We start from the raw sequence: 26,765 nt of genomic DNA, 5'->3' as shown, positions 1-26,765 counted from the left end.
CGCGACCCGGGGCCTCGCGCCGTCTCGGCGGGGGAGCCTACCGGCCGGCGGTGGGCGCGTCGTCGCGGCCGCCTCGGCGCCGGCGTTCGATGAGGCCACGGGCGACGGATTGCTCCAGGCCCGCCCGGTGAGCGACGAGCTGTTCCAGCCGTTCAAGCACCACCCCGAGCAGCTTCTCGACCATGCCCGCGAGGATCGGTCGCGCGGGCGGGCCGGAGAGCATCCGCACCGCCACGGCCATGTCCAGCAGGTCGGAAGAGGTCAGCCTCGAACGAACATCCTCGAGCACCGTGGCGTCGACGGGTCCGAGCGGCGGCCGGCCGAGCTCCGCCAGCGCATCCTCGAGCCGATCCGGCGGGGCGGCGATGCGTTTGAGACCCATCTCATCGGCGCGGGCCAGCGGGAGCGGCAGGTCGGGGTCGCCGCTTTCGAGCTTTATGATCAGCACCTTGATCTCATCGTTGCCGATCGGGCGGTTTTCGATGGCGTGAATCCGGCCGCGACCTTCGCGGGGAAAGGTCACCCATTCGCCCAACAGCAGGTCTGGGTTGAGGCGGCCCAGGTCGCTGATGCCAGGCGGGGCGACGACCTGCACGTCTTCGTCGGCGTTCCCGTCGAACTCGTTCTCCCGCAACGCCCGCTCCAGAAGCCGCGCCGCCCTGAGGTTGGCGCCGACGAACCGGCAATCGACCAGTCGCGCGCGGGAAAAGTCAGCGTTCTCGAGATCGGCCCCCGTGAAGTCGCAACCCGTCAGATCGCCGCCGCGGAAGTCCACGTTCCGCAGGTTGGCGTGGGCGAAATCCACGCGCGGATCGATGTCGGCGATGCGGCACAGAGTCATGAAGTCGGCCGGGCCGGCCCTCAGGATGGCCTCCATGGCCGACAGCGTCTTCTCAGGCAGGACCATCATCTGCTCCCTTTACCGACACGCCCGCGCGGGCGAGCTGGATTCGGCTTCCTCCGCCCAGGCCCTTTCCGAGAACGAGCCCCAGTGCGGCCTGGGTGTCGTCGGGCAGGGCCAGCCGCCGCCCATCCCGGTCATATAGCCGGACATCCAATTCGGCCTTCGCCGCGGTGACCTCGACCGCTGCGTCGCCTGGCAAGTGGTCACGCGCGCCGAGCTCGCACAGACGGTCCCGGCCCAGCACACGATGCGCCAGGAAGCCTTCCTCGCATGGACCACTGATGTCCCAGCGACCGCCGGACCACGCCACCACGTCGCTTGCCCCGCCATCGTCTCCGAGACGATTGCCCGGAAGTATCTCCACAGACCCGTCGCACCGGACGCTGACGCGAACACCGGTGAGGCCGATACGCGCCTGGCGCTCGCCGCTCATCGGGAAAGACAGCACGGTGCACCGCAACTCGGGCATTAGATCGAAGCGGCTCCGATCACTCCCCTGCATGATGCTCAAGCCAAGCTCCAGGAGGTCCGCATGGGCGTTCCAGGGACGCTCCGCGACGACCGCGGCGTCGCGGCCGCGGGCCTGCCCGGAACTCGACGGCGGCCGGCCCGGCTCGGGATTCGGCTCGGGGTTCGGCTCGGCCAGGCTCGCGTCCGCCATCGCGTCCAGCAGGGCCCGGGCGGTTCCCGACCACGTGCATCCGTACCTCTGTTGGAGGATTCCGTAGAGCTCGCCTGCGTCTTGATACGCGCGTTCGAAGTCGAGCGCGATCCCCTGGATCTCACGGGAGACGGCTTCGATATCGGATCGCGTGTGGTTTTCCCCGCTCGCGTCGCCAGGGCCCTGTACATTGATGTCCCGAACCCGTGAAGCCGCAGCGCTGCCGGCCTCCTGGAGCAGCTGGAAAACGCCACTGTTGCGCGACAGGATCACCGGCACGCCGAGCCCGATCGCTTCCCAGGCGGTGAGGCCGAAGCCTTCGTGAACCGAGAGCATCATCGCGAAACTGGCGCCGGCGACACGGTCGAACACGTCGCGCCGGACCATCTGATAGGGCTCGGCAAACATGTTCACCGAACGGCCGGCCTCGACGAACGCCCGCCGCTTGAGGTCCTCCACCTGGGGACGCGCGTTGTCCACGCCGAGCATGATGAAGAAGTGGCCGTTGACCAGGTCGGCGTGCGTCGGGGTCAGGGAGAGCACCTTGATCGCGTTGGCGAAGCCGAGCACCGCGAGCCGGCCCTGCTTGATCCGGTCGTCGTCGACGCCCAGGCGGCCGAAGGTGATGCCGGCGAGGCGTCGCCGCGCCCGCGGCCGCTCGGTCCGGGTGGGGAAGCCCGGCACCAGCATGGTCACCGGCCGATCGAGCCTTTCACTGAGCCAATCTCGCAGCAGCGGACCGACGGCGAACACGTGAGCGCGGCTCCGGAACGTGCGCATCTGGTCCTGATGCTGCTTGGTCGTGGCGTCGTCGCGCTTGTGGCCGCCGTAAAGCAGATAGGCCATGTGGCCCACCAGGGCGGCCGAGCCATTGGTGAGCTGGGCGCCCAACAGCGCCGCCTCGCCGGACTTCACATCGTGGCCGATCCAGTAGCTCGGATGGCCCTCGGCCCCATGCGCTTCGAGCCAGGCCGCGACCTCGCGCGCCCAGCTGGGATCGAACGCCTGGCCGCGGTCGGGACGCGTGATCGGCACCAGGGTCACGCCCTGCCGCGCGGCGTCCTCGTACGCGAGCCTGAACTCGTCCTCGCCCGCCTTGCCCTCGCCCGCGATAACCGCGCAATAGACTTTGCCGGCGTCCCCCAGTTCCTGGGCGAGCCCGACGCAGAGATCGGTGTTGAACGCGTTGATCCCGCCATGCGCCGAGCCCCAGGCGGTGGCGAGAGCGATGATCCGGGTCAAGCGCCGCGGCCTGCGAGATCCGTCCGAGCGCGCGGCCGCGGGTCTTCCCCGACGGAACGCAGCCTACTCCCCGCGCCGTTCCGCGCCATGGCTCTCCCCCCCTTGTAGACCCGCCACCGGCGCCTTCTCTCGCGAACGCTGAACGCCCAGTGCCCCAAGTCCGAAAACGCCGGATTCTCTCAGCTTAAGCGAGCATTTCCCGCCACGTCCACCCACCGGTCGCCCTGGGGCGTCGAGAGGGCGCGAAGTCGGTCAGATGGCGGCCCGCAAGCCAGGAAGGCGGCTGCGCTCGTCGACGTGGACGAGGGCGCGTAGCGAGCGGAAGCCGACGCGCCCGCCAGCGACTTCCGCCAAGCCGCAGACCTATGCAAGTGACTCAGCGTGTTGTCGGCCAGAGCGACAAGACGTCAGACTTGCGCGACGTGAAGCCCCTAGAATCAAAGCTCAAACCGAGAACAAATGGAAAATTGTGACATCTTTTAGACAGGGGACTTCAACTTCCAACTGCACCCAAGTTGCAGCGCGCTGGCGCTCAGGCGTCAATACTTGGGTCGATCAGGTATCTCCACACACACGGCATGCCGGAAGGCTTCATTGTGAGCCGATCGACACTCTAAACTCCATCTATGTTTCGATATTGAAATATGAAGTTCCTTTGAATGGCGTGGGCCTTGGTGCACAGTCATGGTCAATGAAGGCGTCTGGCGCGGCGCTCAGTCGCCAACAGGCGCTCCTTAAGGAGAAACGCCTGTGAAGAGCCGCATCATTGACGTCGCCCAACCGTCCCCGTCCAGTCGATCCGCCGAGCAGCGCCGACGTCGTCAGGCGTGGCGAGCGCTGCCGCGCGGCTCCGGCCCGGAGGGTCCGCCATGGGCGTAGGCGGCCCGACTGATTTCGGTGACTGGAACGCCTGGGAGCCGAAGCGCTTCGTCAAGACCGATGAACACGTCAGCCTTCGCCTGACCACGCCGTACGAGCTCCATTGCGCCGCGTCTCAGGGCAAGTTCGAGATGCCGGAGGCCCACACGAGCAACGTCGCGATCTGGCGTTGGGGCGATCATGAGCCGACCGAGGTGCGGCTGAGCCTTCAGATCGAGACGCTGTCGGGCGGGCCTGATCGGCGAAATCCGCCGCGGATCGACCTCGGTCTGACGGCCGCCGGGAAATTGCAGGCGCGCGATCTCGGGGACTGGTTCGAGATTGGCCTGGAAGGCGCTCTCTGGAACCTCACCCCGGAATCCCGACCTCACACGACGCTTCGGGGGCTTGAGCTCAGGATCGGGTCCCTCCCCCCTGATCGGCCCTTCGAGCGCCTGATCCCCGAACGCCTCATGCGCGCCTGGCTGTTCTACGCCTGCTCCACCGCGGAACGGGTGGCTGACCTCATCGTCGAGGCGACCTACCTCGTCGCTCGAACCCCGCATCGGCTCGCCACGCGGCTGCGGCTGGAGAGCACGGAAGAAAAGCAGATGCCGGACGCCGTGCGCACATGGTTCGCCATCAAGCAATTGCCGCCCGTGCAGGTGGGGCTCGCAGGCCCCGGCGGCGGTCTCGCGTGGCGCGAACTCGGGGTCGTTCCGTTGAGCGCCGCAGCCCCGCGCGAGGAGGCCGGCGGCGGCGCGCCCGGCGAAGACGACTCGTTGGAGACCCGCCGGCGAACAATCGCCGCCATGCGTCGGCGGAGACGCTCTTAGCCGCCGCGGGGATCGCGGGCGCGGCCGAGACCTTCCATCTGGGTCCCGGCCTTCGCCGGGATGAGCGGGTTGGTTCCTATTTTGTTCTTGCGCGGGGCGCGGGGTTCTGGTAGGGTTTTGGTCAGGGTCCGGCGGTCTGCGCCGGGCCCTTTTCCATTCCAGAAATTCCATTCCAGACAATCCGAGCGGAGGGCGTCCATGGGCGAGGGACGGAGCGTGGCTGCGCGGCCAGACGGGGAGCGGGCGGCGCAGCGGCGGCCGGCTCAAGCGAGGATCCGGCGGCTGGGCGGGCCGGCGAACGCGGTGCGGTTCTCGGCGGTGGTGGCGCGGCGGGTCTGCGCGCGGCTGGAGGCGGGCGAGACGCTGCGCGCGATCTGCCGCGACGCGGCCATGCCGAACCGGTCGAGCGTGCAGGCCTGGGCCCGGACCCTGCCGGCCTTCGCCGAGGCGATGGGGCGGGCGAGGCGCGCGGCGGGGTGGCACGGCGAGGGCGGGCGGAAGCCGCGCTGGTGTCCGCACCTGGCGGCCGAGGTCTGCTCGCGGATCGCCGACGGCCAGACGATGAGCGCCATCTGCGCCGACCCGGACATGCCGTCGCTGTCGCTGGTGCACAAGTGGCGTTCGGCGCGGCCCGAGTTCGCCGCCGACCTGGAGCTGGCGCGCCAGGCGCAGGCCGAGCGGATGTGCGACCTGGGCTGGGAGATCGCCCAGCGGATCACGCCGAAGGACGCCTACGCCACCCACGTGAAGCTGTCGCAGTTGCGCTGGACGGCGGCGGCGCTGGCGCCGGCCCGGTTCGGGCGCGTGCGGCCGCTGGAGGCCGAGGCGGCGGGGGCCGCGGGCGCGCGGGGGCCGACGCAGGTGATCTTCCAGATGCGCGAGTTCCGCCGCGAGACCCAGGCCGACGGAACGACGAAGGTGGTGGCCTATCTGCGCAACCCGGCGACCGGGGAGCTGGAGCGCGAGGCGCGCGACTGAGCGCGCGACTGGGGCGGCTCGCGCGGGTGGGACGGCCCGCCAGGGCGCGGCGCCGTCAGCGGATTGGTGGCCTCGCCCTCCCCCGGCGGCCGGGGGCGGCGGACGGCCGAGACCAGGACGAAGCTGAGCAGCATCAGCAGGTACCAGGCGCCCAGCTTGCCCAGCGGGACGAGGCGCCAGCCGTCGTGCTGGCTGGGGTAGCGCCAGGCGGCGGTGAAGGTGCCGACGTTCTCGGCGATCCAGATGAAGACCGCGACCAGCAGGAAGCCCAGCAGCATGGGCATCCGCCGGGGCGTGCGGTCGGGCGTGAAGACGAAGCTGGCGCGGGCGAACATCAGGAACGAGGCGGCGAAGAGGGCGAGGCGCACGTCCATGACGTAGTGGTGGGCGAAGAAGTTGACGTAGGCGGCGATGGCCAGGGCCCAGGTGGTCCAGACCGGGGGGTAGCGTTCGAAGCGCAGCTCGAACAGCCGCCAGGCGCGGGCCAGGTACGAGCCGATGGCGGCGTACATGAAGCCCGAGAACAGCGGCACGCCGCCGATGCGAAGCAGGCTGTGCTCCGGGTAGATCCACGAGCCGTGGGCGGTCTTGAACACCTCCATGGCGGTGCCGACGAGGTGGAAGACGGCGATGACCAGGGCCTCGTCCCAGTGTTCCAGCCGGGTGGCGAGCAGGCCGGCCTGGAGGGCCACGGCGCAGAGGACCAGCAGGTCGTAGCGGGCGAGCGGGGCGTCGGGCGGCCAGAAGAGGCGGGTGGCGATCAGCAGCGCCACCAGCGTCCCGCCGAACAGGCAGGCCCAGGCCTGCTTCAGCCCGAACAGCAGGAACTCGTAGGCGAAGGCGTGCAGCGGCCCGCGCGCCGCCCAGGGCCGCGCGGCGGCGTCGAAGGCCAGGACCCGGGCCTTGATCCTGTCCTTCAGGTTCATGGGCGCAGGCTAGGCGGGCGCGCGGCAGGACGCGTGCAGACGCGATGAAAACCCAGTGCGCGTCGCGCGGAAAACCCGGTGCGCGTCGCGCGCAGCGGCGCCATATGGGGCCCATGACCCACTTCCCCACCGCCGCCTCCAAGGACGCCCTCGAACAGGGCGAGACGCTCAGCCCGCGCTTCGACGCCGCCGGCCTGATCGCGGCGGTGACCACGCATGCCGACACCGGCGAGGTGCTGATGCTGGCGTGGATGAACGCCGAGGCGCTGGAGAAGACGATCGCCACGGGGCAGGCGCACTACTTCAGCCGCTCGCGGAACGAGCTCTGGCACAAGGGCGCCACCAGCGGGCAGATCCAGGTGGTGGACGAACTCAGGGTCGACTGCGACCAGGACGCGGTGTGGCTGAAGGTGCGGCCGCAGGGCGACGGCGGGGCCTGCCACACGGGCGCGCGCTCGTGCTTCTACCGGGTGGTCGAGGGCGGCCGGCTGGTGCGGAGGTGACGGTTCCCGAGGCGCTGATCGCGTTCAGCGTGGCGGCGGGCCTGCTGACCCTCACGCCGGGGCTGGACACGGCGCTGGTGCTGCGGACGGCGGCGTCGGAGGGGCCGCGGCCGGCGGCCTATGCGGCGGTGGGGATCTGCCTGGGCACCCTGGGCTGGGGCGCGGCGGTGGGCTTCGGCCTGGGCGCGCTGCTGGCGGCCTCGACCCTGGCGTTCGAGATCCTGAAGTGGGCGGGGGCGGCCTATCTGGTCTGGCTGGGCGTCCACCTGATCGCCCGCCCGCGCGAGCGGTTCGACGTGGCCGCCGCCCGGGGCCCGCAGGCGCACGGCGTCCAGTGGCTGTGGCGCGGGGCGCTGAACAACCTGCTGAACCCCAAGGCGGGGATCTTCTACGTCTCGTTCCTGCCCCAGTTCATCCCGCAGGGCGTGGCCGTGGCGCCGTTCGCGATCCTGCTGGCGTCGCTGCACGTGCTGATGGGGCTGGCGTGGTTCGCGGTGCTGATCGGCGCCACGCGGCCGATCGCCGGGGCGCTGCAGAAGGCCGCGGTGGTGCGCTGGCTGGACCGGGCGACCGGCGGCCTGTTCCTGGCCTTCGGCGTGCGCCTGGCGCTGGAGCGGCGGTAGACGCCTCACCTCGCGTGTCATCCCGGTTTCGGCGAGAGCCGAAGACCGGGACCCATGGACGTCGAAGGCGGAGAGGGCCCGCAGCGGCGCGGCGCCGGACCGACAGCGATCCGGTGTTCATGGGTCCCGGTCTTCCGCCTCCGGCGGAAACCGGGATGACACGCGAGAGGGTCGACGGGACGCCCCCTCAGACCTCCTTCACCCGCGAGACGCCCGCGCCCTGGGGCGTGACCTCGAAGCTCTTCACCGGGGCGGTGGTGAAGTCGCGCGAGACGATGGTGGACACGGCCATCAGGTCGGCGCGCGCCTTGTCGCGGGTGAGGGTGAGCAGCACGAAGCCCTTGGCCACCTGGTCGTTGAACAGCACCTCCGGGTTCGCCTTGGCGACGGGCACGCCGACGTTGAGGCCGCCGGCGATCATGCCGGCGCCCGGGCTGGTGATCCCCGTCGTGCCGAACTCGGCGGCGATCAGCTTGCCGGACGCGTCGCTGAGCTCGTTGGCCCAGAACGAGTGGCTGTCGCCGGAGACCACGATGGGCCGGGCGTTGGCCTGGTCGAGCGCGCGGTAGAGGCGCTCGCGATCGACGGGATAGCCCTGCCACATGTCGAGCGCGGTCGGCACGCCGAGGGCGGCGGCCTGCTCCATCGCCTTCACGCGTTCAGGATATTCCGAGGTGATGGCGGCGAGCTGGTCGGGGGTGAGCACCGCCTTGGGGCTGAACGGCATGACCCGGGCCATGACCACCTGGTTGCCCAGCACCTGCCAGGCGCGGCCGGACTTCACCGAGCGGGCGGCCTCGGCGCCGATCCAGGCCTCCTGCTGGTCGCTCATCATCCGGCGCGAGGGGTCGTCGAGCCTGGCCTTGAAGGCGGCCACGTCGGGCTTGCCGTCGACCACCGGCAGGTCGGTCTTCAGGCTGAGCTGGTGGGTGCGCGCGGTCAGGCGCGTCTCGACCATGATCAGGGTGGCGAGGTCGCCGAAGTCGAAGCTGCGCATGGCGGCCTCGGCCAGGCCGCCGCCGGCCGGCTCGCGGATCGGCATCCACTCGAAATAGGCCTTGAGCGCGCGGGCCTTGCGCGCGTTCCAGTCGCCCTCGGTCTCGGGCTGGTGGTTCTCGGCGCCGCCGACGTAGCTGTCGTTGGCGGTCTCGTGGTCGTCCCAGACGACGATCCAGGGCGCGCGGGCGTGGGCGGCCTGGGTGTCGGGGTCGGCCTTGTACTGGGCGTGGCGGCGGCGGTAGTCGTCGAGGCTGACGATCTCGTGGAAGGGATCGTGATGGCGCTGGGCCGCCACCGGCGAGTCCATGCCGTAGCTGCCCGGCCCGCCGTATTCGTAGATGTAGTCGCCCAGGTGCAGGACGGCGTCGACCCGCTCGAGGTCGGCGATGGCCTTGTAGGCGTTGAAGTAGCCGTTCGGGTAGAGCGAGCACGAGGCGACCGCGAGCACCACGTCCTTGGTCGGCCCGGCCGGCAGGGTCTGGGTGCGGCCCACGGGCGAGGCGACGCCCTCGGACTCGAAGGCGAACGTATAGGCGCGCCCGGCGTCGAGGCCGGTGACGTCCACCTTCACCGTGTAGTCGCGGTCGGGGCCGGTGACGCCCGAGCCCTTCTTCGCCCCGCCGGCGCGGCGGTCGAGCGGGGTGACGCTCCAGGTGTAGGCGATCTCGCGGTGCGGGCTCTGCGGCGTGATGCGCGTCCAGATGATAACGCGGTCCTGCCGCGGGTCGCCGGAGGCCACGCCGTGGTCGAAGGAAACGCCCAGGGGCTTGGCGGTCTGCGCCGCCGCCGGGGTCGCCGCGCCCAGGCCCAGCAGAGCGAGCGCCTTGCGCCGATTGATCCTCATGGCCGTTGCTCCGTTGTTTCCCCACCCGATATGACTTTCGTCTAGCACAGGAGAATGACAGTCGATGTCCAGTGAGACGCTCCACGTCGCCCGCGAGAAGCTCAGCCGCAAGACGCTGGAGATGCACTACGCCATCACCTCGCTGATGGAGGAGTTCGAGGCGGTGGACTGGTACCGCCAGCGCGCCGACGACACCCAGGACAAGGAGCTGAAGGCGATCCTGCTGCACAACGCCCGCGAGGAGCTGGAGCACGCCGCCATGATCCTCGAGTGGATCCGGCGCAACGACGAGGACGCCGGCGAGCAGCTCAAGGAATACCTCTTCAAGGACGGCTCGATCACGGGCCACGAGGAGGACGCGACGGGCAAGAATGGCGGCTGAGGACGAGGCGGACGCCTACGACCTGCGCCGGGTCGAACTGAGCCCGGAGGCGGCGGGAACGCGGGTGGACAAGGCGCTGGCCGAGGCCCTGCCCGAGCTGTCGCGCGCCCGCATCCAGGCGCTGATCGCCGAGGGCCGCGTGGCCTTCGGCGCGGCGCCGGTCACCGACGGCTCGGCCAAGGCGCAGGCGGGCGAGTACCGGCTGGAGATCCCGCCCCCGGCGCCGGCCGAGCCGCAACCCGAAGACATCCCGCTCACGGTGCTGTTCGAGGACGAGCACCTGATCGTGGTCGACAAGCCGCCGGGCATGGCCATGCACCCCGCGCCCGGCAGCGAGAGCGGCACGCTGGTGAACGCGCTCCTGCATCACTGCGGGGCGAGCCTGTCGGGGATCGGCGGCGTGGCGCGGCCGGGCGTCGTGCACCGGATCGACAAGGAGACGTCGGGGGTGGTGGTGGCCGCCAAGACCGACGTGGCCCACCAGGGGCTCTCGGCGCTGTTCGCCGCCCACGACATCGAGCGCGCCTATGTGGCCCTGACCCGCGGCGCGCCCCGGCCCGCCAAGGGGACCATCGAGGGCGCCATCGCCCGCTCGACCCACGACCGCAAGAAGATGGCGATGGTGAAGTCCGGCGGCCGCCACGCCATCACCCACTACGCCGTCGAGCGCATCTTCGGCCCGTCGGACCGGCCGCTGGCGGCGCGGGTGGCCTGCCGCCTGGAGACGGGCCGCACGCACCAGATCCGCGTCCACCTGGCCAGCAAGGGCACGCCCTGCCTGGGCGACCCGGTCTATGGCTCCGGCAATCCGGCCCAGCCGGTGCGCGAGGCGATCGCCGCGACGGGGCTGGCGCGCCAGGCCCTGCACGCCGCCGTGCTGGGCTTCCGCCATCCGGTGACGGGCGAGACGCTAAGGTTCGAGAGCCCCCTGCCCCCGGACATGGCCGGGCTGCAGGAGCGGTTGGAGAAGCTGTGAGGGCGGCGCTTCCCACCGCGTGTCATCCCGGTTTGCGCCGCAGGCGCAAGACCGGGACCGAGAGCTTCAGTCGGCCCTTCCGCCCCGCACGGTGGTCTGGTTGTTCGAACCGAAGACCTGCGCGCCGGCCGCCCCAGGACCTTGCACGTTCTGCGTCATCTGTACGGCCTGCGTCGCGCCGGTCGGGAGGAGCGCCCCCAGCTCTTCCTTCAACGATGGGTCCGCCGCCAGCGCCTTGACGAGCTGTACACGGAGGTCGTCGCGATTGACCTCGACGTCAGGGTGCGCCTCCAAATCGGCAAGGGCTGCCTTGGCGCGCCCCCCCAGCTTCGCCCGCATCCACTCAAGAACGGGCTTGGCGACCTCACCTCCAACGGTCTTGGCGGCGCCCTTGCCGGCCTCGACCAGATAGGGGGCGACGACTGCGACGGCGGCGGCGGCGAGTTCCATGCCTGTCATCTCTCGGGCTCCGTTTGGGTAGGTATTGGATCGATGACGCGTCACGCATGACGAGCGTATCCGCTCAGGAAGGGGGTGAGCCCAGGTTCTTCTGAAGGAACGGGGCGAGCCGTTCGAGGATTGGCTCCAGCAGTTCTTCGTCCAAGGCGATTTGGACCATCGCGGCTCGACGGACGTAGTCCTGAACGATCGAAAGCATGCGCACAGCATAGACTTCCGGTTGCGCCTGAAGATAGGGCGACAGCGTCGCGACGGCCTCATGGTCGTGAGCGACGGCTTCCGTTGGACGTCCGTGGGCTTCGAGCGCATCTGCAAGCACGGAAATCGACATGGCCAGGTCGGGCGTGAAGGCGTCGGGCCGGGCCGCGGCGAGAGCGCGGTGGAGTTCGACGGCCTCGCGCGCGGCCTCCAGCGCCGCCTCCCCCTGGCCCAGGTCGCTCAAGTGAGCGGCGAGGTTGTTGAGCGAGCCGGCCAGGTCCGGCGTGAAGGCGTCGGGCCGCGCCGCGGCGAGGGTGCGGTAGAGTTCGACGGCCTCTTGCGCGGCCTCCAGCGCCGCCTCCCCCTGGCCCAGGTCGCTCAGGCAATTGGCGAGGTTGTTGAGCGAATTGGCCAGGTTGGGCGTGAAGGCGTCGGGCCGGGCCGTGGCGAGGGTGCGGTGGAGTTCGACGGCCTCTTGCGCGGCCTCCAGCGCCGCCTCCCCCTGGCCCAGGTCGCTCAGGCAATTGGCGAGGTTGTTGAGCGACATGGCCAGGTTTCGCGTGAAGGCGTCGGGCCGCGCCGCGGCGAGAGCGCGGTAGAGTTTGACGGCCTCTTGCGCGGCCTCCAGCGCCGCCTCCCCCTGGCCCAGGTCGCTCAAGTGAGCGGCGAGGTTGTTGAGCGAGCCGGCCAGGTCGGGCGTGAAGGCGTCGGGCCGCGCCGCGGCGAGGGTGCGGTAGAGTTCGACGGCCTCTTGCGCGGCCTCCAGCGCCGCCTCCCGCTGGCCCAGGGCGCTCAGGCGATTGGCGAGATTGTTGAGCGAGCCGGCCAGCGTCGACTGAAAATCCACGTGCCCGTCTGCGCGCGACCTGAGAATACTTGCGATCCGCGCTTCGATCGCCGCGGCCAGCTCGCGAAGGGCCAAGGTCTGCTCGGGCAGGTCGTCCGATATCCGCATCAAGGCCGTGACGTCGCTCGACTGATCGACCACGGCGCCCAGCCAGTCCGGCGCGGCATGGTCGCGGCGCCCCTCGGCGTGATCGACGGCGCATCGGACCAAGGCCCCGACCACGCCCGCCACGTCGCGATGATAAGCGCGCAGAACGATGGCCTGACTGGCCTCTGGCGGGCGCAGGGGGCCGCCATCAATCGTGCGAAGCAGAAAGGCCTCGCCGATGAGGTCCGGACGAATGGCGTCGAGCCCGGCGCCGGACGTCGATAGGGCATCGAGGAGCGCGCCCGCCACACCCTCCGGTCCCATCGGCGCCGGAAACGCCATCGCCTCCATTTCTTCACGGACCAGCGCCAGGAGCGCATCGGTTTGGCAACCATTCTGAAGGGTGACGCAGGCCGCGAGGTGGCAAAGCAGCGCCCCGTCGTCCCGGAAGCCCCGGGCCGCGGCAAAACGCCTGAGCCGGGCCTGTTCGATGTCCGCCATGGCGAAGGCCAGTTCGCCGCGGTCCAGCGACAGCGCCGTCGTGGCGCCATGCCGAGCCGCATGGACGCCGGCCATGACCAGGTAGAGCGGCCCGTTCTCGATACGCGTATCGCCCAGCCTCCGGTCGAACCAAGGGTCGGCGCCTAGCGCCGGTGGGACCCGGGCCGCCCGCGGCGGATCCAGCAGCGGCGCGGCGAGCTCCATCGCCTGGGCCAGAAGCGCGCGGCGATCCTCAAGGCCGTCGAGGGGCGTGAGCCTAACGGGTTGCTCGCCGCCGATGAGATCGGCCGGGCCCGCGCGGCTCAGCGACTCGCGCCGGGCCAAGTCCGCCCACCAGCCCATGTCCGGATCAGCGTGGCGTTCGAGCAGGAGGATGCGCAGCTTGTGATCCGCCGGCGCGTCGCGATGGGGCGCCAGAAGGCCGAGCCAGGACTTCAGGATCAGCAGGGACGAGGCGGCGTAGTCCAGGACGACGAGAGTGTCGCGGTCGAGCCGCCAGTGGACGAGGTTGTTGGCCTCATGGAAGCGGCGCAGCTCTTCGCTCGATACGAACCCCGCGGCCCAGCCCGCGGCTTCCGCCGCCTCGCAGGCCTCGATCGCCAGCCGCGTCTTGCCGGCGCCGGCCTGGCCGGCGATGCAGCGGACCGATATGGAGGCCGCGTCGTCCCGCCACGCGGCCAGGGCGTTCAGCGGCGCGTCGCGGCCGACGAGCCGGGTGGCGCGGATGTCGACGCGCAAGAGTTCGATGATGCTCTGGGGCTCGGCCCGGCGCTCATGGAGCTTTTCGAGCGCGAGCGTCGCGCCGCCCACGATGATGTGGACCTGGTTGTGGTCGCCGACGACCTGGGCTGCGACCGCGCCTGCGCCGCTGACGTGCTGCAGGTGCGCGTCGACCATCGCAACTTCAGCTCCACAGAAAGAACTAGCTCAACCTTGCCGCTTTTCAGGTGCTCGGCAAGAGCCAGGCGGCCGGGTGGTCCGGGCGGGCCGAGGTCCATGGGTCCCGGTCTTCGGCTTTGCCGAAACCGGGATGACACCGCTGGAGGCGGCCCCGCCCGACGAAATTTCGGTATGGTCACACCCGGCCCCGCCAACCGTGCCATAGTGGCCGGACCTTGGGGAAGGAAGCGCGCGATCCAAGCGCGCCGGGGAGGAAAGCGTTTTGACCACATCGGCCGCCGCGCCCGCGCGCGAGAATTCCACCGCCCGCGTGGCGCTGACCGCGCTCGCCGCGTCCAGTATCGAGTGGTACGACTTCTTCATCTACGGGACGGCCGCGGCCCTCGTTTTCCCCAGGCTCTTCTTCTCCGCCGACCTGCCGCCGATGGTGGCGACCCTGGCCTCGTTCTCCACCTTCGCCGTGGGGTTCATCGCCCGGCCGGTGGGCGGGGTGCTGTTCGGGCATTTCGGCGACAGGATGGGGCGCAAGAAGGCGCTGGTGACGGCGATGCTGCTGATGGGCGGGGCCACCACCCTGGTGGGCCTGCTGCCCGGCTACGCCACGCTCGGCGTGTTCGCCCCCATCATCCTGATCGTGCTGCGCTTCGCCCAGGGGCTGGCGGTGGGCGGCCAGTGGGGCGGGGCGGCCCTGCTCGCCATCGAGAGCGCCCCGCCCGGCCAGCGCGGCTTCTACGGCAGCTTCGCCCAGCTGGGCGTGCCGGCCGGGGTGGTGCTGGCCAACCTCGTGTTCCTGCTGATGGCCGACTGGGTGGACCCCGAGGCCTTCCAGGCCTGGGGCTGGCGCGCGCCGTTCGTGGCCTCGATCGCCCTGGTGGGCCTGGCCCTCTACGTCCAGCTCAAGCTGGAGGACACGCCGGAGTTCAAGGCCCTGGCCGACGCCGAGGAGGAACGCCAGGCGGCCGAGGCGCGACGCAACCGCTCGCCGATCCTGCAGGCGCTGACCCAGCATCCGCGCGAGATCCTGCTGGCGGCCGGCGCCTTCGTGGCCTCGAACGGCTGCTTCTACATCATCATCACCTATGTGGTTTCGTACGCGACCACCCACCTCCACCTGGAGAAATCGACGGTGCTGTGGGCGGTGCTGCTGGGCAGCCTGATCTCGGCGCCCAGCCTGCCCTTCGCGGCCTCGCTGTCGGACCGCTACGGGCGGCGCGGGGTGTTCATGCTGGGCGCGCTGCTCTCGGCGGCCTGGGCGGTCCCGTTCTTCCTGATGGTCGACACCGCCAGCTTCGGCCTCATGCTGACCGCCATCGCCATCGGCCTGATCCTGCTGAACCTGATGTACGGGCCCCAGGCGGCGCTGTTCGCCGAGATGTTCTCGGTGGAGCTGCGCTATTCCGGCGCCTCGATGGGCTACCAGCTCGGCGCGATCGCGGCGGGCGGGTTCGCCCCGATGATCGCCGTGGCGCTGCTGGAGAAGTTCCACACCTCGCTGGCGATCTCGGGCTACATGGTGGTGCTCAGCCTGATCTCGTTCGTCTCGGTGTTCCTGCTGTCGGAGACGAACAAGCGGAGCTAGGGCCCATGAAGATGGAGCCTTCTGGTCCGGATCGGATGATCCCACCCGATCCGGGAAGGCTCTAGCTGGCCGCCGCGGCCTCCACCGCGGCGAGATCGAACTTCCGCATCTGCATGAAGGCGGCCATCACCTCGGCGGCGCGCGGACCGCTCAGCAAGTCCGGCATGATCGCCGGCGCCACCTGCCAGGACAGGCCGAAGCGGTCCTTGCACCAGCCGCAGACGCTCTCCTCGCCCCCGTCCGCGGTGAGCGCGGCCCAAAGGCGGTCGATCTCGGCCTGGCTTTCGCAGGGGACCTGGATCGAGATGGCTTCGTTGAACTTGAAGAGCGGGCCGCCGTTCAGCCCGACGAACCTCTGGCCGTTCAGCTCGAACTCGACCGTCATGGTCTGGCCGGCCTGACCGCCCGGCGCATCGGCCGGATAGGGCGTGACCCGGCCAACCTTCGAGTTCGGGAAGATCGAGGCGTAGAAGTTGGCGGCCTCCTCGGCCTCGCGGTCGAACCATAGGCAGGTGACGAAGGGGGTCATTGGGTGCTCCTGTTGCTCGCGGCGGATGACGGACTTCCGACCCGAGGACGAACGACACCGCCGGGTTCCGACAAGGCGACGCGTGTCGGCCCACGCCCGGCCCTGCGCCGCATGCAGGAAGCCTATCGCACCTATGAGAAACGGCGCCTTGTTGGCGCCATCTAAGCACTGTAAAAATCCCGACCATAGCAGTCGGACTTTTTCGGGCCGCAACCTCCCTGGCGGCCTACCGTCACCGCAACCGGATACCTATCTGAGAGTTGTGGGGATGAGTTCGCCGTCAGCGCACGCGTCGCAGAGCGACAGTCAGCGTGGGCGCGGCCCGAACAGCCCGGAGAGTTGGAACACGAGTACAGGGGATAGTCGCATGGCCGCCAACGCGCTCGCCGTCATGACGCCGGAAGGCGGTCTCAGCCGCTACCTGGCGGAAATCCGCAAGTTCCCGATGCTGGGCAAGGACCAGGAGTTCATGCTCGCCAAGGCCTGGCAGGAGCATCAGGACCCCGAGGCCGCCCACCAGCTGGTCACCAGCCACCTGCGCCTCGTGGCGAAGATCGCCATGGGCTACCGCGGCTATGGCCTGCCGATCGGCGAGGTCATCTCCGAAGGCAACGTCGGGCTGATGCAGGCGGTGAAGAAGTTCGACCCGGACAAGGGCTTCCGCCTGGCGACCTACGCCATGTGGTGGATCCGCGCCTCGATCCAGGAATACATCCTGCGCAGCTGGTCGCTCGTGAAGATGGGCACCACCGCGGCGCAGAAGAAGCTGTTCTTCAACCTGCGCAAGGCGAAGTCCGAGATCGCCGCCCTGCAGGAAGGCGACCTGCGCCCCGACCAGGTGAGCCAGATCGCCACCAAGCTGGGCGTGCTGGACGAGGAAGTCGTCAGCATGAACCGCCGCCTCTCCGGCGGCGACGCCAGCCTGAACGCCCCGCTGCGTTCGGACGGCGAGAGCGAATGGCAGGACTGGCTGGTCGACGACGAGACCCCCAGCCAGGAGACGGTGATCGCCGACACCCAGGAGCGCAATCTGCGCATGAGCCTGCTGGAAGAGGCGATGACCGAGCTCACCGACCGCGAGCGCCACATCCTCACGGAGCGGCGCCTGAAGGACGAGCCGACCACGCTGGAGGAACTGGCCAGCGAGTACGGCGTCAGCCGCGAGCGCGTGCGCCAGATCGAGGTGCGCGCCTTCGAGAAGCTGCAGAAGTCCATGCGGGCGGCGGCGGCCGAACGGAATCTCGTCGACGCCTAAGCCGCGCCGACGCAGCGAACACGAAGACCGGCGGCCGGGGCGAAAGCTCCGGCCGCCTTTTTGTCGGGTCGGATCCCGCGCGAGTTGACCCCCGCGGCCGGATCGCCTCGTCTTGGCGGGACGTGCGGCCGACAAGGGGGAGCCGATGGCGCTGGACCTCGCCTTCGCGATCAAGGTGTTCGCGGCGCTGTTCGCGATCATGAACCCGATCGCCAACATCCCGGTCTTCCTGTCGCTGACGGAGGGCTGCACCGAGGCGCAGCAGCGGCGGATCGCCGGGGTCGCCCTGGCGGGCGTGACCATCGGCTGCGCGGTCTCGGCGCTGGCGGGTGGAGCGATCCTCGGCTTCTTCGGCATCACCGTCGACGACTTCCGGCTGGCCGGCGGCCTGCTGGTGCTGCTGATCGCGCTCGACATGCTGCACGGGGGCGCGAGCACCCAGCACAAGCCCACCGACCAGGAGATGGCCGCCGACGACGATGGCGCGGGCGGGGCCGGCCCGGACGTGGCGGTCTATCCCCTCACAATGCCGCTGCTGGTGGGCCCCGGGACCATCGCCACCCTGGTGGTGTTCGGCCAGACGGCGATGGCGCAGCACCAGCTGGCCGGGCTGGCGGCGGGCCTCGTCGCCTTCCTGGCTCTGCTGGGCGTCTCGCTGTTCGCCGCGCCGATGATCGGGCGACGACTGTCCCCTAGGGTGACCGCCATCGCCAGGCGGCTGATGGGCATGATCCTGGCGGCCATCGCGGTGGAGATGATGGTCACGAGCCTGCGGGCGCTGTTCCCGGGGCTCGCCGGCTGACGGCGCGGGCTTGCGCGCGGCGCGGAACGCGCTAACCGGAAATCGACGGGCCGGCCATGCGGCCATTTGGGGGGCGAGATGCACGACTTTCCCGACGACATCTTCACCGAGCCGGAGGACGTCGATCCCGACACCCTGGCCAACCTGGGGCCGCTGCGCCGGCTGGCGGGCGTCTGGGAGGGGCGGAAGGGCGTCGACGTGAACCCCAAGGCCGAAGGGCCCGAGCGCCGGACGTACCTCGAGCGCATCGAGATGCAGCCGATCGACCCGCAGCCCAACGGCCCGCAGATCCTCTACGGCCTGCGCTACCACGTGCACGTGGTCTCCACCGACGAGGACACCACTTTCCACGACCAGATCGGCTACTGGCTGTGGGAGCCGGCCACCGGGCTGGTGATGCAGACCCTGACCATCCCGCGCGGCCAGAACGCGCTGGCGAGCGGCCAGGCGGCGGCGGACGCCGACACGATCAAGGTGCGGGCCGAACGCGGCGGGCCGGGCTACGGCATCTGCTCGACCGACTTCCTGGAGTGGGCGTTCCGCACCGACGCCTACACGCTGGACGTCACCTTCCACGACGACGGGACCTGGAGCTACGTGTCCGACACGGTGCTGCAGGTGCGCGGGCGGGACGAGCCCTTCCACCACATCGACCGCAACCGCCTGACCAAGGTGGGCGAGCCCCGGCCCAACCCGCTGCTGCGGATCGTCCGGGACGGCGTGGCCAAGGCCGAGGCGCACGGGGTGGGCTGAGCGGCGGCCGCGCGCGCCGGGACGCGCTGGCCTGCCGCAGGGGCGCCCCTCCACAAACATCGCGGTACGAGCTAATGGCTACGCATCGGCGTGGTCCGGCCCTCATGGCCGGGCGTCCGGCCCTGCGATGAAACGGAACGAGGCGTGACTCGGGAGATGATCGAGGCGCACCCTGCTGACTTCGGGTGCTTTGCGTTGCGCGCGGCGATGGGCGCCGCGGAAGACATCCGGGAGGACGCGGCGTGACCTCTCTCGGCGCCAGGCTTCGCGGATCGCTCTTCCCGGAACGCACGAAGAGCGTCGTGGAGCTGGAGGAGAAGCAGCGGCTGCCGCTGATGACGCTGGTGTTCCTCGCCCTGATAGTCGGCGTGGTGACCGGCTTCGGCGCCGTGGGCTTCCGCGACCTGATCGGCCTCGTCCACAACATCGCCTTCTCCGGGCGGCTGAGCTTCGACTACGACGCCAACGTCTTCACCGCCGCGGCGCCCTGGGGCCCGTGGGTGATCCTGGTCCCGGTGGTGGGCGGGGTGATCGTCACCTTCCTGGTGGTCAACTTCGCGCCCGAGGCCAAGGGCCACGGCGTGCCCGAGGTGATGGACGCCATCTACTACAAGGGCGGGGTGATCCGCCCGGTGGTGGCGGTGGTGAAGTCGCTGGCCTCGGCGGTGGCGATCGGGACCGGGGCGTCGGTGGGCCGCGAAGGGCCGATCATCCAGATCGGCTCGGCGCTGGGCTCGACCCTGGGCCAGATCATCCGCATGCCGGCGGGCCAACGCATCGCCCTGGTGGCGGCCGGCGCGGGCGCGGGCATCGCGGCCACCTTCAACACCCCCATCGGCGGGGTGATGTTCGCCATCGAGCTGATGCTGCCCGAGGTGGGGGTGACGAGCTTCCTGCCGGTGGCGATCGCGACCGGGGCGGCGACGTTCATCGGGCGCTGGTTCATCGGCGACCAGCCGGCCTTCCAGGTGCCGCCGCTGGCGCCCATGGCGCTGGGCGCGGACGGGATCGTGGTGCTGGCGCTCTACGCCCTGCTGGGCGGGCTGACCGGGGCGGCCGCGGCGGGCTTCATCCACGGCCTGCACTTCTTCGAGGACCTGTTCGACCGGATGCCGTCGCGCTTCCTGCGCCACATCCTGGGCATGCTGCTCCTGGGCGTGATGATGTACGTCCTGTTCCTGGTCTTCGGCGAGTACTACGTCGACGGCGTCGGCTACGGCACCATCGACGCGATCCTGACCGGCAAGATGACGCTGGCCTGGCTGCTGGGCCTGCTGTTCGTGCTGAAGCTGCTGGCCACCTCGCTCAGCCTGGGATCCGGCTCGTCGGGCGGGGTCTTCTCGCCCTCGCTGTTCATGGGAGCGGCGCTGGGCGGCGGGTTCGCGGCCCTGCTCGACCAGTTCGGCTTCCCGATCGGGTTGAGCGTGCCGGCCTTCGCCATGGTGGGCATGGGCGCGATGGTCGGCGGCGGAACCGGGGCGGTGATGACCGCCGTGGTGATGATCTTCGAAATGACGCTGAGCTACGACATCATCATGCCGATGATCGTGGCGGTGGCGATGAGCGTGGGCGCGCGCCGGGTGCTGTCGGCGGAGACCATCTACACGCTGAAGCTGGTGCGCCGGGGCCAGGCGATCCCCAAGGCCCGCCACGCCAACATGTTCCTGGTGCGCCGCGCCGCCGAGGTGATGGACCCCGACGTGCTGGTCCTGCCCATGGAGGCGAGCTTCGACGCGTTCCTGCGCCAGCACGAGCGCGAGGGGCGGCTGCGCTATGTGGTGGTCACCCACAAGGACCGGCTCTACGGCGTGATCCGCGTGAACACCGGCCTGCGCCGTGGCCTGACCGAGGCCAACACCGGCGTCACCCTGGGCGAGGTGGCCAGCCGCGACTTCACCGTGGTGGGCGAGGACGCCATCGTCTTCGACGTCATCAACCGCATGTGGCGCAAGGATTCGATCATGGCCGTGGTCGTGCGCGGGCGCGGCGTGCCGCGCGGCGAGGACGTGGCCGGGGTGATCACCAAGGAGCACGTGGCCGACTCGGTGGCCAAGAGCGTCAAGATCTATCCGACGGATTGAGCGCCCTAGCGGCGGGCGACGGTCGCGGTGACGTCGGCGAGACGCCAGCGGCGTTCCTGGTCGCCCGACCACAACGCCTCGGGATCCGACTGGGCGGGCGGCTTTCCGCCATCCACCTCGGCCAGGATGAAGCGCCCGCTCTCGCGCAGGCGGACGCGGTCCGCGCCGAATTTCGACTGCAGGCCTTGGCGCAGGCTGCGCGCCTCGTCGGCCACGGCGTTCCGGCCCAGCTCGCGCGGCGCGCCGTCGATCAGTTCGGCGGTGGCGATGGTCAGGGCGCGGCGGCCGTCGTTGACGATGTCGACGGCGATCAGCACGGCGGCGGCCGAGTCGGCCCACCACCACCCGAACCCGACGCCCAGGATGCCGACGCCGCCGGCCACGCCCGTCATCCAGTCGGCCTTCTGCATCAGGGCGTCGGTGTGCAGCACCTTGTCCTGCAGGCGCTTGGCGACGGGCTGCTTGAGCCGGCCGAGGATGATCGGCGGCACGGTCGAGTAGGCCAGCGCCGCCAGCATCACCCAGCCCATCCAGACATCCGGGCCCAGCAGGGGCGCCGCGCCGATGGTCGGGTGCTCCATTCGCACCAGCTTCATGCCGCCGTCGTAGATCAGATAGAGGCCCATGAAGATCAGGGCCGCCGAGGCGATCAGGAACGCCAGGCTGTTCACGCGGGCGAAGCCGAAGGGGAACTTCTCCGTCGGCGCCTTCTGCTCGAAATGGAGCGCGACCAGGAAAACGGTCGCCGGGACCATGCCCAGGACGTCCTCGACCCAGGCCGACTTCATGGCCTGGCTGGAGCCCATGGCGAAGAACATCACCGCCACGATCGAGAGCTGCCAAAAGAGGGTCCACAGCTCGAGCGCCCGGGCGTGCTTGAGGTCGGCCTCGATGGCTTGCGGTACGTGCTTCATCCCTGTTCGCCTCCGCTCTGCGCGGCGATCGTCCGCTCGATGCCCATTAGCCAGCGGTTCTCCCCGGGATGGACGGCCACGCGCACGACGGGCGTGTCCTTGGCGACGTCGGCCTTCGGGAAGGGGGCCGAGAAGGCGACGCGCCTCGACCAGGGCGAGCGCTTGGGGAACACCCCCACCACGAGATCGAGGCGGCCGGCCTCCAGGTCGCGCATCAGGGCTCCCGCGGGGCCGGTCCGCGCATCCAGCCGCGCATGGTGCGCCTGGGCTATGTCGCCGGCGAGGCGGCGCATCCGCTCGGCCTGGCCGGGCGCGACGCCCGCCACCAGTCCGGCGCGCAGCCGTCCCTGGCGCTCCACGTGCCGGGTCGTGGCGTCGGGGTCATGGGGCGGCGGGGCGCACGCACACAGCGTGAGCGCCACCATACCCATCGCGGCGGGTCTGAACGGCGTCTTCGGTTGCATGTGCCATGGTCAATGCCACACGCCCGAGGCGAGTTCCCGCGGGCCGGAGCCCGCGGGCTTTCGAATCTATCCGACGGCGCGCAGCTTCGGCGCCTGGACGCCCTCGTGCGGCGGCGGGACGGCCGAGCGCGCGGACGGCGGGCGCGGCATGGTGGGATAGCCGATGATGGTGTCGAGGGCCGGCGAGGCGCTGATGGCGTAGCTGGCCAGCTTGCCCCCCATGGTGGCGCCCTCGAAACTGCCGACGTTGAGGCCGGTGTAGATCCAGTCGCCGGCGAGCGTCAGGTTCTCGAAGCCCGAGCCCCAGGCCTCCAGCCGGTAGGCGACGCTGCCGGGCGGGCTGGTGACGTAGCGCTCGGTGGGGTCGATGTTGGCGCGCCAGAACTGGCTGTCGAAGCGCTGGACGCCTTCGGCGCCGCAATCGCTCGTGTCGACCAGCAGGCCGAAGTCGAGGCCCATCGGGTCGCCCAGGCCGCTGTTGGCCCGCACGGTCGCCTTGGGCAGCATGAAGCCGATGGTGGCCTGCAGGTACTGGATGCACTGGGCCTTCACCCGCTCGGACTGGCGGCGCGGATAGTCGGTGTCGGAGAAGGGCGGCGGGGCCTCGTAGTCGGGCATCAGGCCGCAGAAGTACCAGAGCGCCTTGGGATACTGGTCGGCGGGCCACTCCTCCCACTTCAGCAGGTCGGGGAAGTTGGCGTTGCCGTTCGGCGCGCAGAAGTAGGTGCCGGATAGGGCCAGCTCGTTGGTGGCCGGATCCAGCTTCTCGGCCCAGCCCATCTCGTACATGTCGCGCGAGAGCCAGAGCTGCATGGCCTGGGTCTGCACCGTCGGGAGGTGCTCCACCATGCCGGCCCAGGCCGGGCTTTCCTCGATCAGCTCCTTGCAGAGGTAGGGGATGGCGCCCATCGAGATGGCGAAGACCACCTGGTCGAACTCGTGGCCGCGGCGCAGGTAGCGGGGCTCCTTCAGGTGCGGGAAGGCCGCGTTCGGCCAGCCGTTCCAGTAGGATTCCAGGTCGATCTCGGTGGCCCGCAGGTACTCGCCCTCGACCAGCTGGTCGTAGTGGGGGTCGGCCGGCCAGGACGGCAGGCCCTTCACGTCGATCAGCGGATGGTAGCCGGCCTCGGGGTCCTTCAGCGTGGCCTGCAGCGTGTATTCGATCGCTCCGATGGCGCGGCGGTCGTCGGTCAGGCGCAGCGCGTCGACCTTGTGGAAGAACTCGAACTTCACGCCGCGGCGCTTGAGCACCTCGTACATCGGCGCGACGATCGTCTCGCCGGTGCCGGCCGAGAAGCTCCAGAGCAGCGCGCCCATGTAGGCGCAGCCGCGCATCGTCCAGTCCACGTAGCAGCCGGCGCCCATGCGCGCGGCGCGGCTCGTGTCGCCGTTGGGGCTCTGGTAGCAGATGTTGACCGTGACCATGACCACCGGCGAGGCCAGGGTGGCCTTGCTGATGCCGTGGCGGACGAGCCAGTCGCTCCAGTTCTCCTCGTCGAGGCGGTCGTAGCCCTCGACAGCGACGTTGTCGGCCAGCACGCCCACGATCAGGGTGGCGTAGAAGTCCAGGGTGAGCAGCGCCTGGCGCAGGGTGTCGGCGTGGGCGGCGATCGACGGGGCGAGCACGTCGATGGTCTTGACGATGCCGGCCACGACCTTGCGGGCGGTCCGCACCTCGTGCAGCAGCGGATGGTCGGGGCCCAGCGGGATCGGCGCGTTCAGCTGCGCCTTGGCCTTGTCGAGCAGCAGTTCGAGCGCCTCGGACACCAGCTTGGGCACGCCGGGCACGGCCTCCAGCATCTCGCCCACCTCGGTGATGATGGCGGCGATCGCGGTCTGGACGCCCTTGTAATAGGAGCCGTCGGTCGGCGGGATGTCGTTGGGCGGCGTGCGCGCCGGCCAGGGCTTCAGTTCGCCGTTCTGCCACTCCCACAGGAGGGTGAAGTTCGAGGGGTTGAAGGCCTCCTCGAAGGTCGCCAGCGGCTGGCCCGGCTTGCGGCCCAGTTCGGCGTAGAGGTCGGACATCATCGGCAGGGCGTTGAAGTAGCTGCCCATGAAGCCGTGGATGCCGTGCTCCTCGATGCGGGCGTTGGGGCCCCGCGAGGAGGCGCACTTGCCGCCGAGCCGCCAGCCCAGCTGATAGACCGTGACCTCGAAGCGCTCCTGCCAGCCCGGCTGATTGGTGAGCTCGAAGGCGGTCACCAGACCGCCCATGCCGCCACCCAGGATTGCGACCTTTTGTGGCATCGAAGAATGGGTCATTTTGAGCTATCCAGGGTATTCTGCCCCGGCTCCGCCTAGGTTGTCGTCCCAGGCAGGTTGCCACCCAGCCGTTTGAATAGGCTTAACGGCGCGCTCAGGATGCGCGCTCGACCGCTGGAGGCCTTCCCGCTTGCGTTGATCCCGGATGGCTTGATTCAAGCCAGCCGTGACGCGCTCTAGGCTTGCCAGCCCGCCTTGCGAAGCGCGTCGACCAGCCGGTCGAAGTCGGCGTGGTGGACGAACGGATGGCCCGTGCGCAGGGCCTCGACCGTGTAGGCCGATACGTTGGATTCCGTGCGGCCGGCGCGGCCGCGGGCCAGCCGCTCCCCATCGTCGAGCGCCCGGCGCGCGTCGGTCATGCGCCCGGCGCCGCTGTAGCAGGCCGCCAGCAGGAAATGCAGCGGGAACCGCTCTGGCCCGCGGGCGCTGGCGTCGGCGGCGTCGCGCGCGGCGGCCTCGTAGTCGCCGGCGACGAAGCGGGCGACCGCCTTGGACCGGAACCAGAGCCAGGTGTGCGGATCGTTGGGGCTGGCCGCGATGGCGCGCTCGGAATAGGCGATGGCCTCGTCCGAGGCGCCTTCGAAGGCGAGCAGCCGGCCCAGTTCGCCGGAGGCCGCGGCCAGGTAGGAGTTGAGTTCCAGCGCCCGTCGCTGTTCGGCCTTGGCCTCGTCCAGGCGCTCCATCAGCGAGAGCACCACGCCCAGGGTATAGTGAGCGAAGGCGTCGAACGCCCCCGCGGCGACGGCCTTGAGCGCGATCCGGTAGGCCTCGGCGATCGCGCCGGCCGGGTCGGGGGCCGAGCCGACCCAGACGTCGTAGAGCTTGCAGTGCGCCAGGATCGACAGCGCCGAGACGTCCTCCGGCTCCAGTTCCAGGGCGCGTTCGAGCAGCTTCTCGGCCTCGCGGACGTCCTTGTCGGTGGAGCGCCAGAAGAGCCGGCGGCCGCGGACGAACAGGCGCCAGAACTGCAGGTCGTGCTCGGGCGTGCGCATCGCCCGGTGTTCCTCGCGTTCGAGCAGCGCCGGTTCGACCGTGCCGATGATCGAGGTGGTGATCTCGTTCATCAGCGCGAACAGGTCGGACATCGGCCGGTCGTAGCGCGCCGACCAGGCGCTGGTCTCGTCGGAGCCCTGGATCAGGTCGACCGAGACGCGCACGGTCCCGCCGAGGCTCCGCACCTTGCCGTCCAGCACATAGTCCACGCCCAGCCGGTCGCAGATGGCGCCGGCCCGCTGCCCGACCACGTCGGAGTGCAGCAGCGTCTGGCGGGGCGTGACGGCCAGCAACGGCGACTTGGACAGCCCCGCCGTCAGTTCGTCGGCGAGCGCTTCGGCGAACCAGGCCTGTTCGTCGTCGCCCGGCGGGTGGGTGAATTCCAGGACGGCCAGCCGGGGCCGCGCCTGCGCGCCGCCGCCGCCCGACGGCGGCGCCTCGCCCGCGGCCGCCCCATTTGTGACCAGGCGGTAGCCCACCCGCGGCACCGTCTCGACGGCGAAGGCCCCGCCGCTGCGCGCCGCGAGCTTTCGCAGCTTCATCATCACCAGCGTGATGGCGTCTTCGCCCACCACCCGGCCGCCCCAGCAGGTGGCGATCAGATCGTCCCGGCTGACGACGGCGCCGCGCGCCCGGGCGAGCGTGACCAGAACCTGCATGACCCGCGGTTGCAGAACCTCGCGGCCGGCCGGCAGCACCACCTCGCAGGTGGGCGGCCGCACTTCCAGCGAACCCAAGGAAAACGCAGCCTGATGCGCCAGCTGCATGCTACTCCCGACCCCGTTCCATTCGAGCGCGCTCGGTCCCGCCGCCTTGCCGCGCTCAACCCCTCGCCCCGCCCCCGCAGAACACAACCCAAACGACACGTCGCGTCGCGACACCAGGATTGCGCTCCAGATATGAGGCCTGGAGCCGAAACCGATCAGAGTTAATCGACCCGATCAAGAGCACCTGTAGCACAATCAAATCAGCGCCGTGCCGCTAAAGATCGGCTCCAGATCGGAGAAAGATCGGAACGTGGCCCTGTCGGCTCGGGCCGAGCGCTGGTCATCTAGCCTCAGGTTTCGTTCGCAGCCGGCGACGCAGGCACACCCGACACCCGCCCGCGCCGTCACGCCCCGACACCGCCCGCCGCTGCTGGTGCGCAGCACGGGCGCTTCGTCCGTCGAGGCACCGCAACGGCGTCCGAAACCTCTCTCCGGGGCCCCCGCCGGGCCTAGCCCGGCCGGGGAGAACGACTGCGGCGGTCTTAGGGGGGCCGCAGCGGACGTTCGCCGCCCTGGCGAAGGCCCGCAGGAACCTGGAACCTGCGGGCGCCTTTGCGAGCCCCCGATCCCCGCCGGATCGGGGGCTTTTTTTCCGGCGCGGGCGGCAGGCCTCATCCAAGGCCGCGGACCGGCCGTATTGAT

The 26,765-nt window shown here is 70.2% G+C and carries 22 protein-coding genes; 11 read left to right on the top strand and 11 right to left on the bottom strand.

Annotated elements, in window-relative coordinates:
* Positions 1–37: 37 nt before the first annotated feature.
* Together GC203_RS21060 and GC203_RS21055 are read right to left on the bottom strand one after the other, a co-directional pair.
* A complete protein-coding gene (locus tag GC203_RS21060) occupies positions 38–877 on the bottom strand; it encodes a pentapeptide repeat-containing protein (protein WP_293458572.1) in 840 nt (279 codons plus the stop codon).
* Positions 878–893: 16 nt separating this feature from the next.
* A complete protein-coding gene (locus GC203_RS21055) occupies positions 894–2,807 on the bottom strand; it encodes a hypothetical protein (RefSeq protein ID WP_293458570.1) in 1,914 nt (637 codons plus the stop codon).
* A gap of 869 nt (positions 2,808–3,676) precedes the next feature.
* On the opposite strand from GC203_RS21055, the gene GC203_RS21050 reads away from it, so the two are divergent.
* A complete protein-coding gene (locus tag GC203_RS21050; RefSeq protein WP_293458568.1) occupies positions 3,677–4,501 on the top strand; it encodes a hypothetical protein in 825 nt (274 codons plus the stop codon).
* 198 nt (positions 4,502–4,699) lie between these two features.
* A complete protein-coding gene (locus GC203_RS21045) occupies positions 4,700–5,479 on the top strand; it encodes a hypothetical protein (RefSeq protein ID WP_293458566.1) in 780 nt (259 codons plus the stop codon).
* Here the strand turns inward: GC203_RS21045 and GC203_RS21040 are convergent.
* Positions 5,428–6,405 (bottom strand): DUF817 domain-containing protein, encoded by a 978-nt coding sequence (locus GC203_RS21040; RefSeq protein ID WP_293458564.1) that lies wholly within the window; start codon positions 6,403–6,405, stop codon positions 5,428–5,430. The genes GC203_RS21045 and GC203_RS21040 overlap by 52 nt on opposite strands.
* Positions 6,406–6,518: 113 nt before the next feature.
* Here GC203_RS21040 and hisI point away from each other — a divergent pair, with 113 nt between their 5' ends.
* Both hisI and GC203_RS21030 read left to right on the top strand, forming a co-directional pair.
* A complete protein-coding gene (gene hisI / locus GC203_RS21035) occupies positions 6,519–6,908 on the top strand; it encodes a phosphoribosyl-AMP cyclohydrolase (RefSeq protein ID WP_293458562.1) in 390 nt (129 codons plus the stop codon).
* Entirely contained in the window at positions 6,905–7,531 is a 627-nt protein-coding gene (locus GC203_RS21030) for a LysE family translocator (protein ID WP_293458560.1), read from the top strand. The genes hisI and GC203_RS21030 overlap by 4 nt, the downstream gene beginning before the upstream one ends.
* Positions 7,532–7,718: 187 nt before the next feature.
* On the opposite strand, the gene GC203_RS21025 is transcribed toward GC203_RS21030, so the two are convergent.
* Complete coding sequence (locus tag GC203_RS21025) at positions 7,719–9,374, bottom strand: alkaline phosphatase D family protein (protein ID WP_293458558.1); 1,656 nt, start codon at positions 9,372–9,374, stop codon at positions 7,719–7,721.
* Between the two features lie 64 nt (positions 9,375–9,438).
* On the opposite strand from GC203_RS21025, the gene GC203_RS21020 reads away from it, so the two are divergent.
* Complete coding sequence (locus tag GC203_RS21020) at positions 9,439–9,756, top strand: ferritin family protein (RefSeq protein ID WP_293458556.1); 318 nt, start codon at positions 9,439–9,441, stop codon at positions 9,754–9,756.
* On the top strand, positions 9,746–10,732 hold the full coding sequence (locus GC203_RS21015) for an RluA family pseudouridine synthase (RefSeq protein WP_293458554.1): 987 nt from the start codon (positions 9,746–9,748) through the stop codon (positions 10,730–10,732). The genes GC203_RS21020 and GC203_RS21015 overlap by 11 nt, the downstream gene beginning before the upstream one ends.
* A gap of 66 nt (positions 10,733–10,798) precedes the next feature.
* Here GC203_RS21015 and GC203_RS21010 read toward each other — a convergent pair whose 3' ends face one another.
* Together GC203_RS21010 and GC203_RS21005 are read right to left on the bottom strand one after the other, a co-directional pair.
* The gene (locus GC203_RS21010) at positions 10,799–11,182 is read right to left on the bottom strand and encodes a hypothetical protein (RefSeq protein WP_293458552.1); all 384 of its coding nucleotides are present in this window, start codon (positions 11,180–11,182) and stop codon (positions 10,799–10,801) included.
* 73 nt (positions 11,183–11,255) lie between these two features.
* Positions 11,256–13,721: a tetratricopeptide repeat protein gene (locus GC203_RS21005; protein ID WP_293458550.1), complete on the bottom strand. Its 2,466-nt coding sequence runs from the start codon at positions 13,719–13,721 to the stop codon at positions 11,256–11,258.
* A gap of 265 nt (positions 13,722–13,986) precedes the next feature.
* Between GC203_RS21005 and GC203_RS21000 the strand changes: the two genes are divergently transcribed.
* Positions 13,987–15,303, top strand: coding sequence for an MFS transporter (locus GC203_RS21000; RefSeq protein ID WP_293458549.1), 1,317 nt, complete (start codon positions 13,987–13,989; stop codon positions 15,301–15,303).
* Between the two features lie 61 nt (positions 15,304–15,364).
* Here GC203_RS21000 and GC203_RS20995 read toward each other — a convergent pair whose 3' ends face one another.
* A complete protein-coding gene (locus GC203_RS20995; RefSeq protein ID WP_293458548.1) occupies positions 15,365–15,832 on the bottom strand; it encodes a VOC family protein in 468 nt (155 codons plus the stop codon).
* A gap of 367 nt (positions 15,833–16,199) precedes the next feature.
* Between GC203_RS20995 and rpoH the strand changes: the two genes are divergently transcribed.
* The 4 genes from rpoH to GC203_RS20975 all read left to right on the top strand — a co-directional run bounded on the left by rpoH (position 16,200) and on the right by GC203_RS20975 (position 20,723).
* Complete coding sequence (gene rpoH, locus GC203_RS20990) at positions 16,200–17,087, top strand: RNA polymerase sigma factor RpoH (protein ID WP_293458546.1); 888 nt, start codon at positions 16,200–16,202, stop codon at positions 17,085–17,087.
* Positions 17,088–17,232: 145 nt separating this feature from the next.
* Positions 17,233–17,889 carry an NAAT family transporter gene (locus tag GC203_RS20985; protein WP_293458544.1) on the top strand — a complete coding sequence of 219 codons (657 nt, stop codon included), beginning with the start codon at positions 17,233–17,235 and terminating at the stop codon, positions 17,887–17,889.
* 78 nt (positions 17,890–17,967) lie between these two features.
* On the top strand, positions 17,968–18,642 hold the full coding sequence (locus GC203_RS20980; RefSeq protein WP_293458542.1) for a heme-binding beta-barrel domain-containing protein: 675 nt from the start codon (positions 17,968–17,970) through the stop codon (positions 18,640–18,642).
* A 242-nt stretch (positions 18,643–18,884) separates the two neighbouring features.
* Positions 18,885–20,723, top strand: a complete 1,839-nt coding sequence (locus GC203_RS20975) for a chloride channel protein (RefSeq protein ID WP_293458540.1) — start codon at positions 18,885–18,887, stop codon at positions 20,721–20,723.
* Positions 20,724–20,728: 5 nt separating this feature from the next.
* Here the strand turns inward: GC203_RS20975 and GC203_RS20970 are convergent, their stop codons facing one another.
* From GC203_RS20970 to GC203_RS20955, 4 genes are all read right to left on the bottom strand, one after another.
* A complete protein-coding gene (locus tag GC203_RS20970) occupies positions 20,729–21,637 on the bottom strand; it encodes a cation transporter (RefSeq protein ID WP_293458538.1) in 909 nt (302 codons plus the stop codon).
* On the bottom strand, positions 21,634–22,101 hold the full coding sequence (locus GC203_RS20965) for a hypothetical protein (RefSeq protein WP_293458536.1): 468 nt from the start codon (positions 22,099–22,101) through the stop codon (positions 21,634–21,636). The genes GC203_RS20970 and GC203_RS20965 overlap by 4 nt, the downstream gene beginning before the upstream one ends.
* A gap of 66 nt (positions 22,102–22,167) precedes the next feature.
* On the bottom strand, positions 22,168–24,348 hold the full coding sequence (locus GC203_RS20960; RefSeq protein ID WP_293458624.1) for an NAD(P)-binding protein: 2,181 nt from the start codon (positions 24,346–24,348) through the stop codon (positions 22,168–22,170).
* A gap of 191 nt (positions 24,349–24,539) precedes the next feature.
* A complete protein-coding gene (locus GC203_RS20955; RefSeq protein ID WP_293458534.1) occupies positions 24,540–26,123 on the bottom strand; it encodes a tetratricopeptide repeat protein in 1,584 nt (527 codons plus the stop codon).
* Between the last annotated feature and the right edge of the window lie 642 nt (positions 26,124–26,765).

The sequence above is a fragment of the Phenylobacterium sp. genome (assembly GCF_016124325.1).
In the GTDB taxonomy this organism is placed as follows: Bacteria; Pseudomonadota; Alphaproteobacteria; order Caulobacterales; family Caulobacteraceae; genus Phenylobacterium.
This window is presented reverse-complemented; position numbering and strand designations above follow the sequence as displayed.

Coding starts and splice junctions, on each gene's coding strand:
- GC203_RS20965 (WP_293458536.1), bottom strand. CDS start 22,101: ATGCAACCGAAGACGCCGTTCAGACCCGCCGCGATGGGTATGGTGGCG.
- GC203_RS20980 (WP_293458542.1), top strand. CDS start 17,968: ATGCACGACTTTCCCGACGACATCTTCACCGAGCCGGAGGACGTCGAT.
- GC203_RS21060 (WP_293458572.1), bottom strand. CDS start 877: ATGGAGGCCATCCTGAGGGCCGGCCCGGCCGACTTCATGACTCTGTGC.
- GC203_RS20970 (WP_293458538.1), bottom strand. CDS start 21,637: ATGAAGCACGTACCGCAAGCCATCGAGGCCGACCTCAAGCACGCCCGG.
- GC203_RS20955 (WP_293458534.1), bottom strand. CDS start 26,123: ATGCAGCTGGCGCATCAGGCTGCGTTTTCCTTGGGTTCGCTGGAAGTG.
- GC203_RS21005 (WP_293458550.1), bottom strand. CDS start 13,721: ATGGTCGACGCGCACCTGCAGCACGTCAGCGGCGCAGGCGCGGTCGCA.
- rpoH (WP_293458546.1), top strand. CDS start 16,200: ATGGCCGCCAACGCGCTCGCCGTCATGACGCCGGAAGGCGGTCTCAGC.
- GC203_RS21020 (WP_293458556.1), top strand. CDS start 9,439: ATGTCCAGTGAGACGCTCCACGTCGCCCGCGAGAAGCTCAGCCGCAAG.
- GC203_RS20960 (WP_293458624.1), bottom strand. CDS start 24,348: ATGCCACAAAAGGTCGCAATCCTGGGTGGCGGCATGGGCGGTCTGGTG.
- GC203_RS20985 (WP_293458544.1), top strand. CDS start 17,233: ATGGCGCTGGACCTCGCCTTCGCGATCAAGGTGTTCGCGGCGCTGTTC.
- GC203_RS21010 (WP_293458552.1), bottom strand. CDS start 11,182: ATGGAACTCGCCGCCGCCGCCGTCGCAGTCGTCGCCCCCTATCTGGTC.
- GC203_RS20995 (WP_293458548.1), bottom strand. CDS start 15,832: ATGACCCCCTTCGTCACCTGCCTATGGTTCGACCGCGAGGCCGAGGAG.
- GC203_RS21015 (WP_293458554.1), top strand. CDS start 9,746: ATGGCGGCTGAGGACGAGGCGGACGCCTACGACCTGCGCCGGGTCGAA.
- GC203_RS21025 (WP_293458558.1), bottom strand. CDS start 9,374: ATGAGGATCAATCGGCGCAAGGCGCTCGCTCTGCTGGGCCTGGGCGCG.
- GC203_RS21040 (WP_293458564.1), bottom strand. CDS start 6,405: ATGAACCTGAAGGACAGGATCAAGGCCCGGGTCCTGGCCTTCGACGCC.
- hisI (WP_293458562.1), top strand. CDS start 6,519: ATGACCCACTTCCCCACCGCCGCCTCCAAGGACGCCCTCGAACAGGGC.
- GC203_RS21050 (WP_293458568.1), top strand. CDS start 3,677: ATGGGCGTAGGCGGCCCGACTGATTTCGGTGACTGGAACGCCTGGGAG.
- GC203_RS21045 (WP_293458566.1), top strand. CDS start 4,700: ATGGGCGAGGGACGGAGCGTGGCTGCGCGGCCAGACGGGGAGCGGGCG.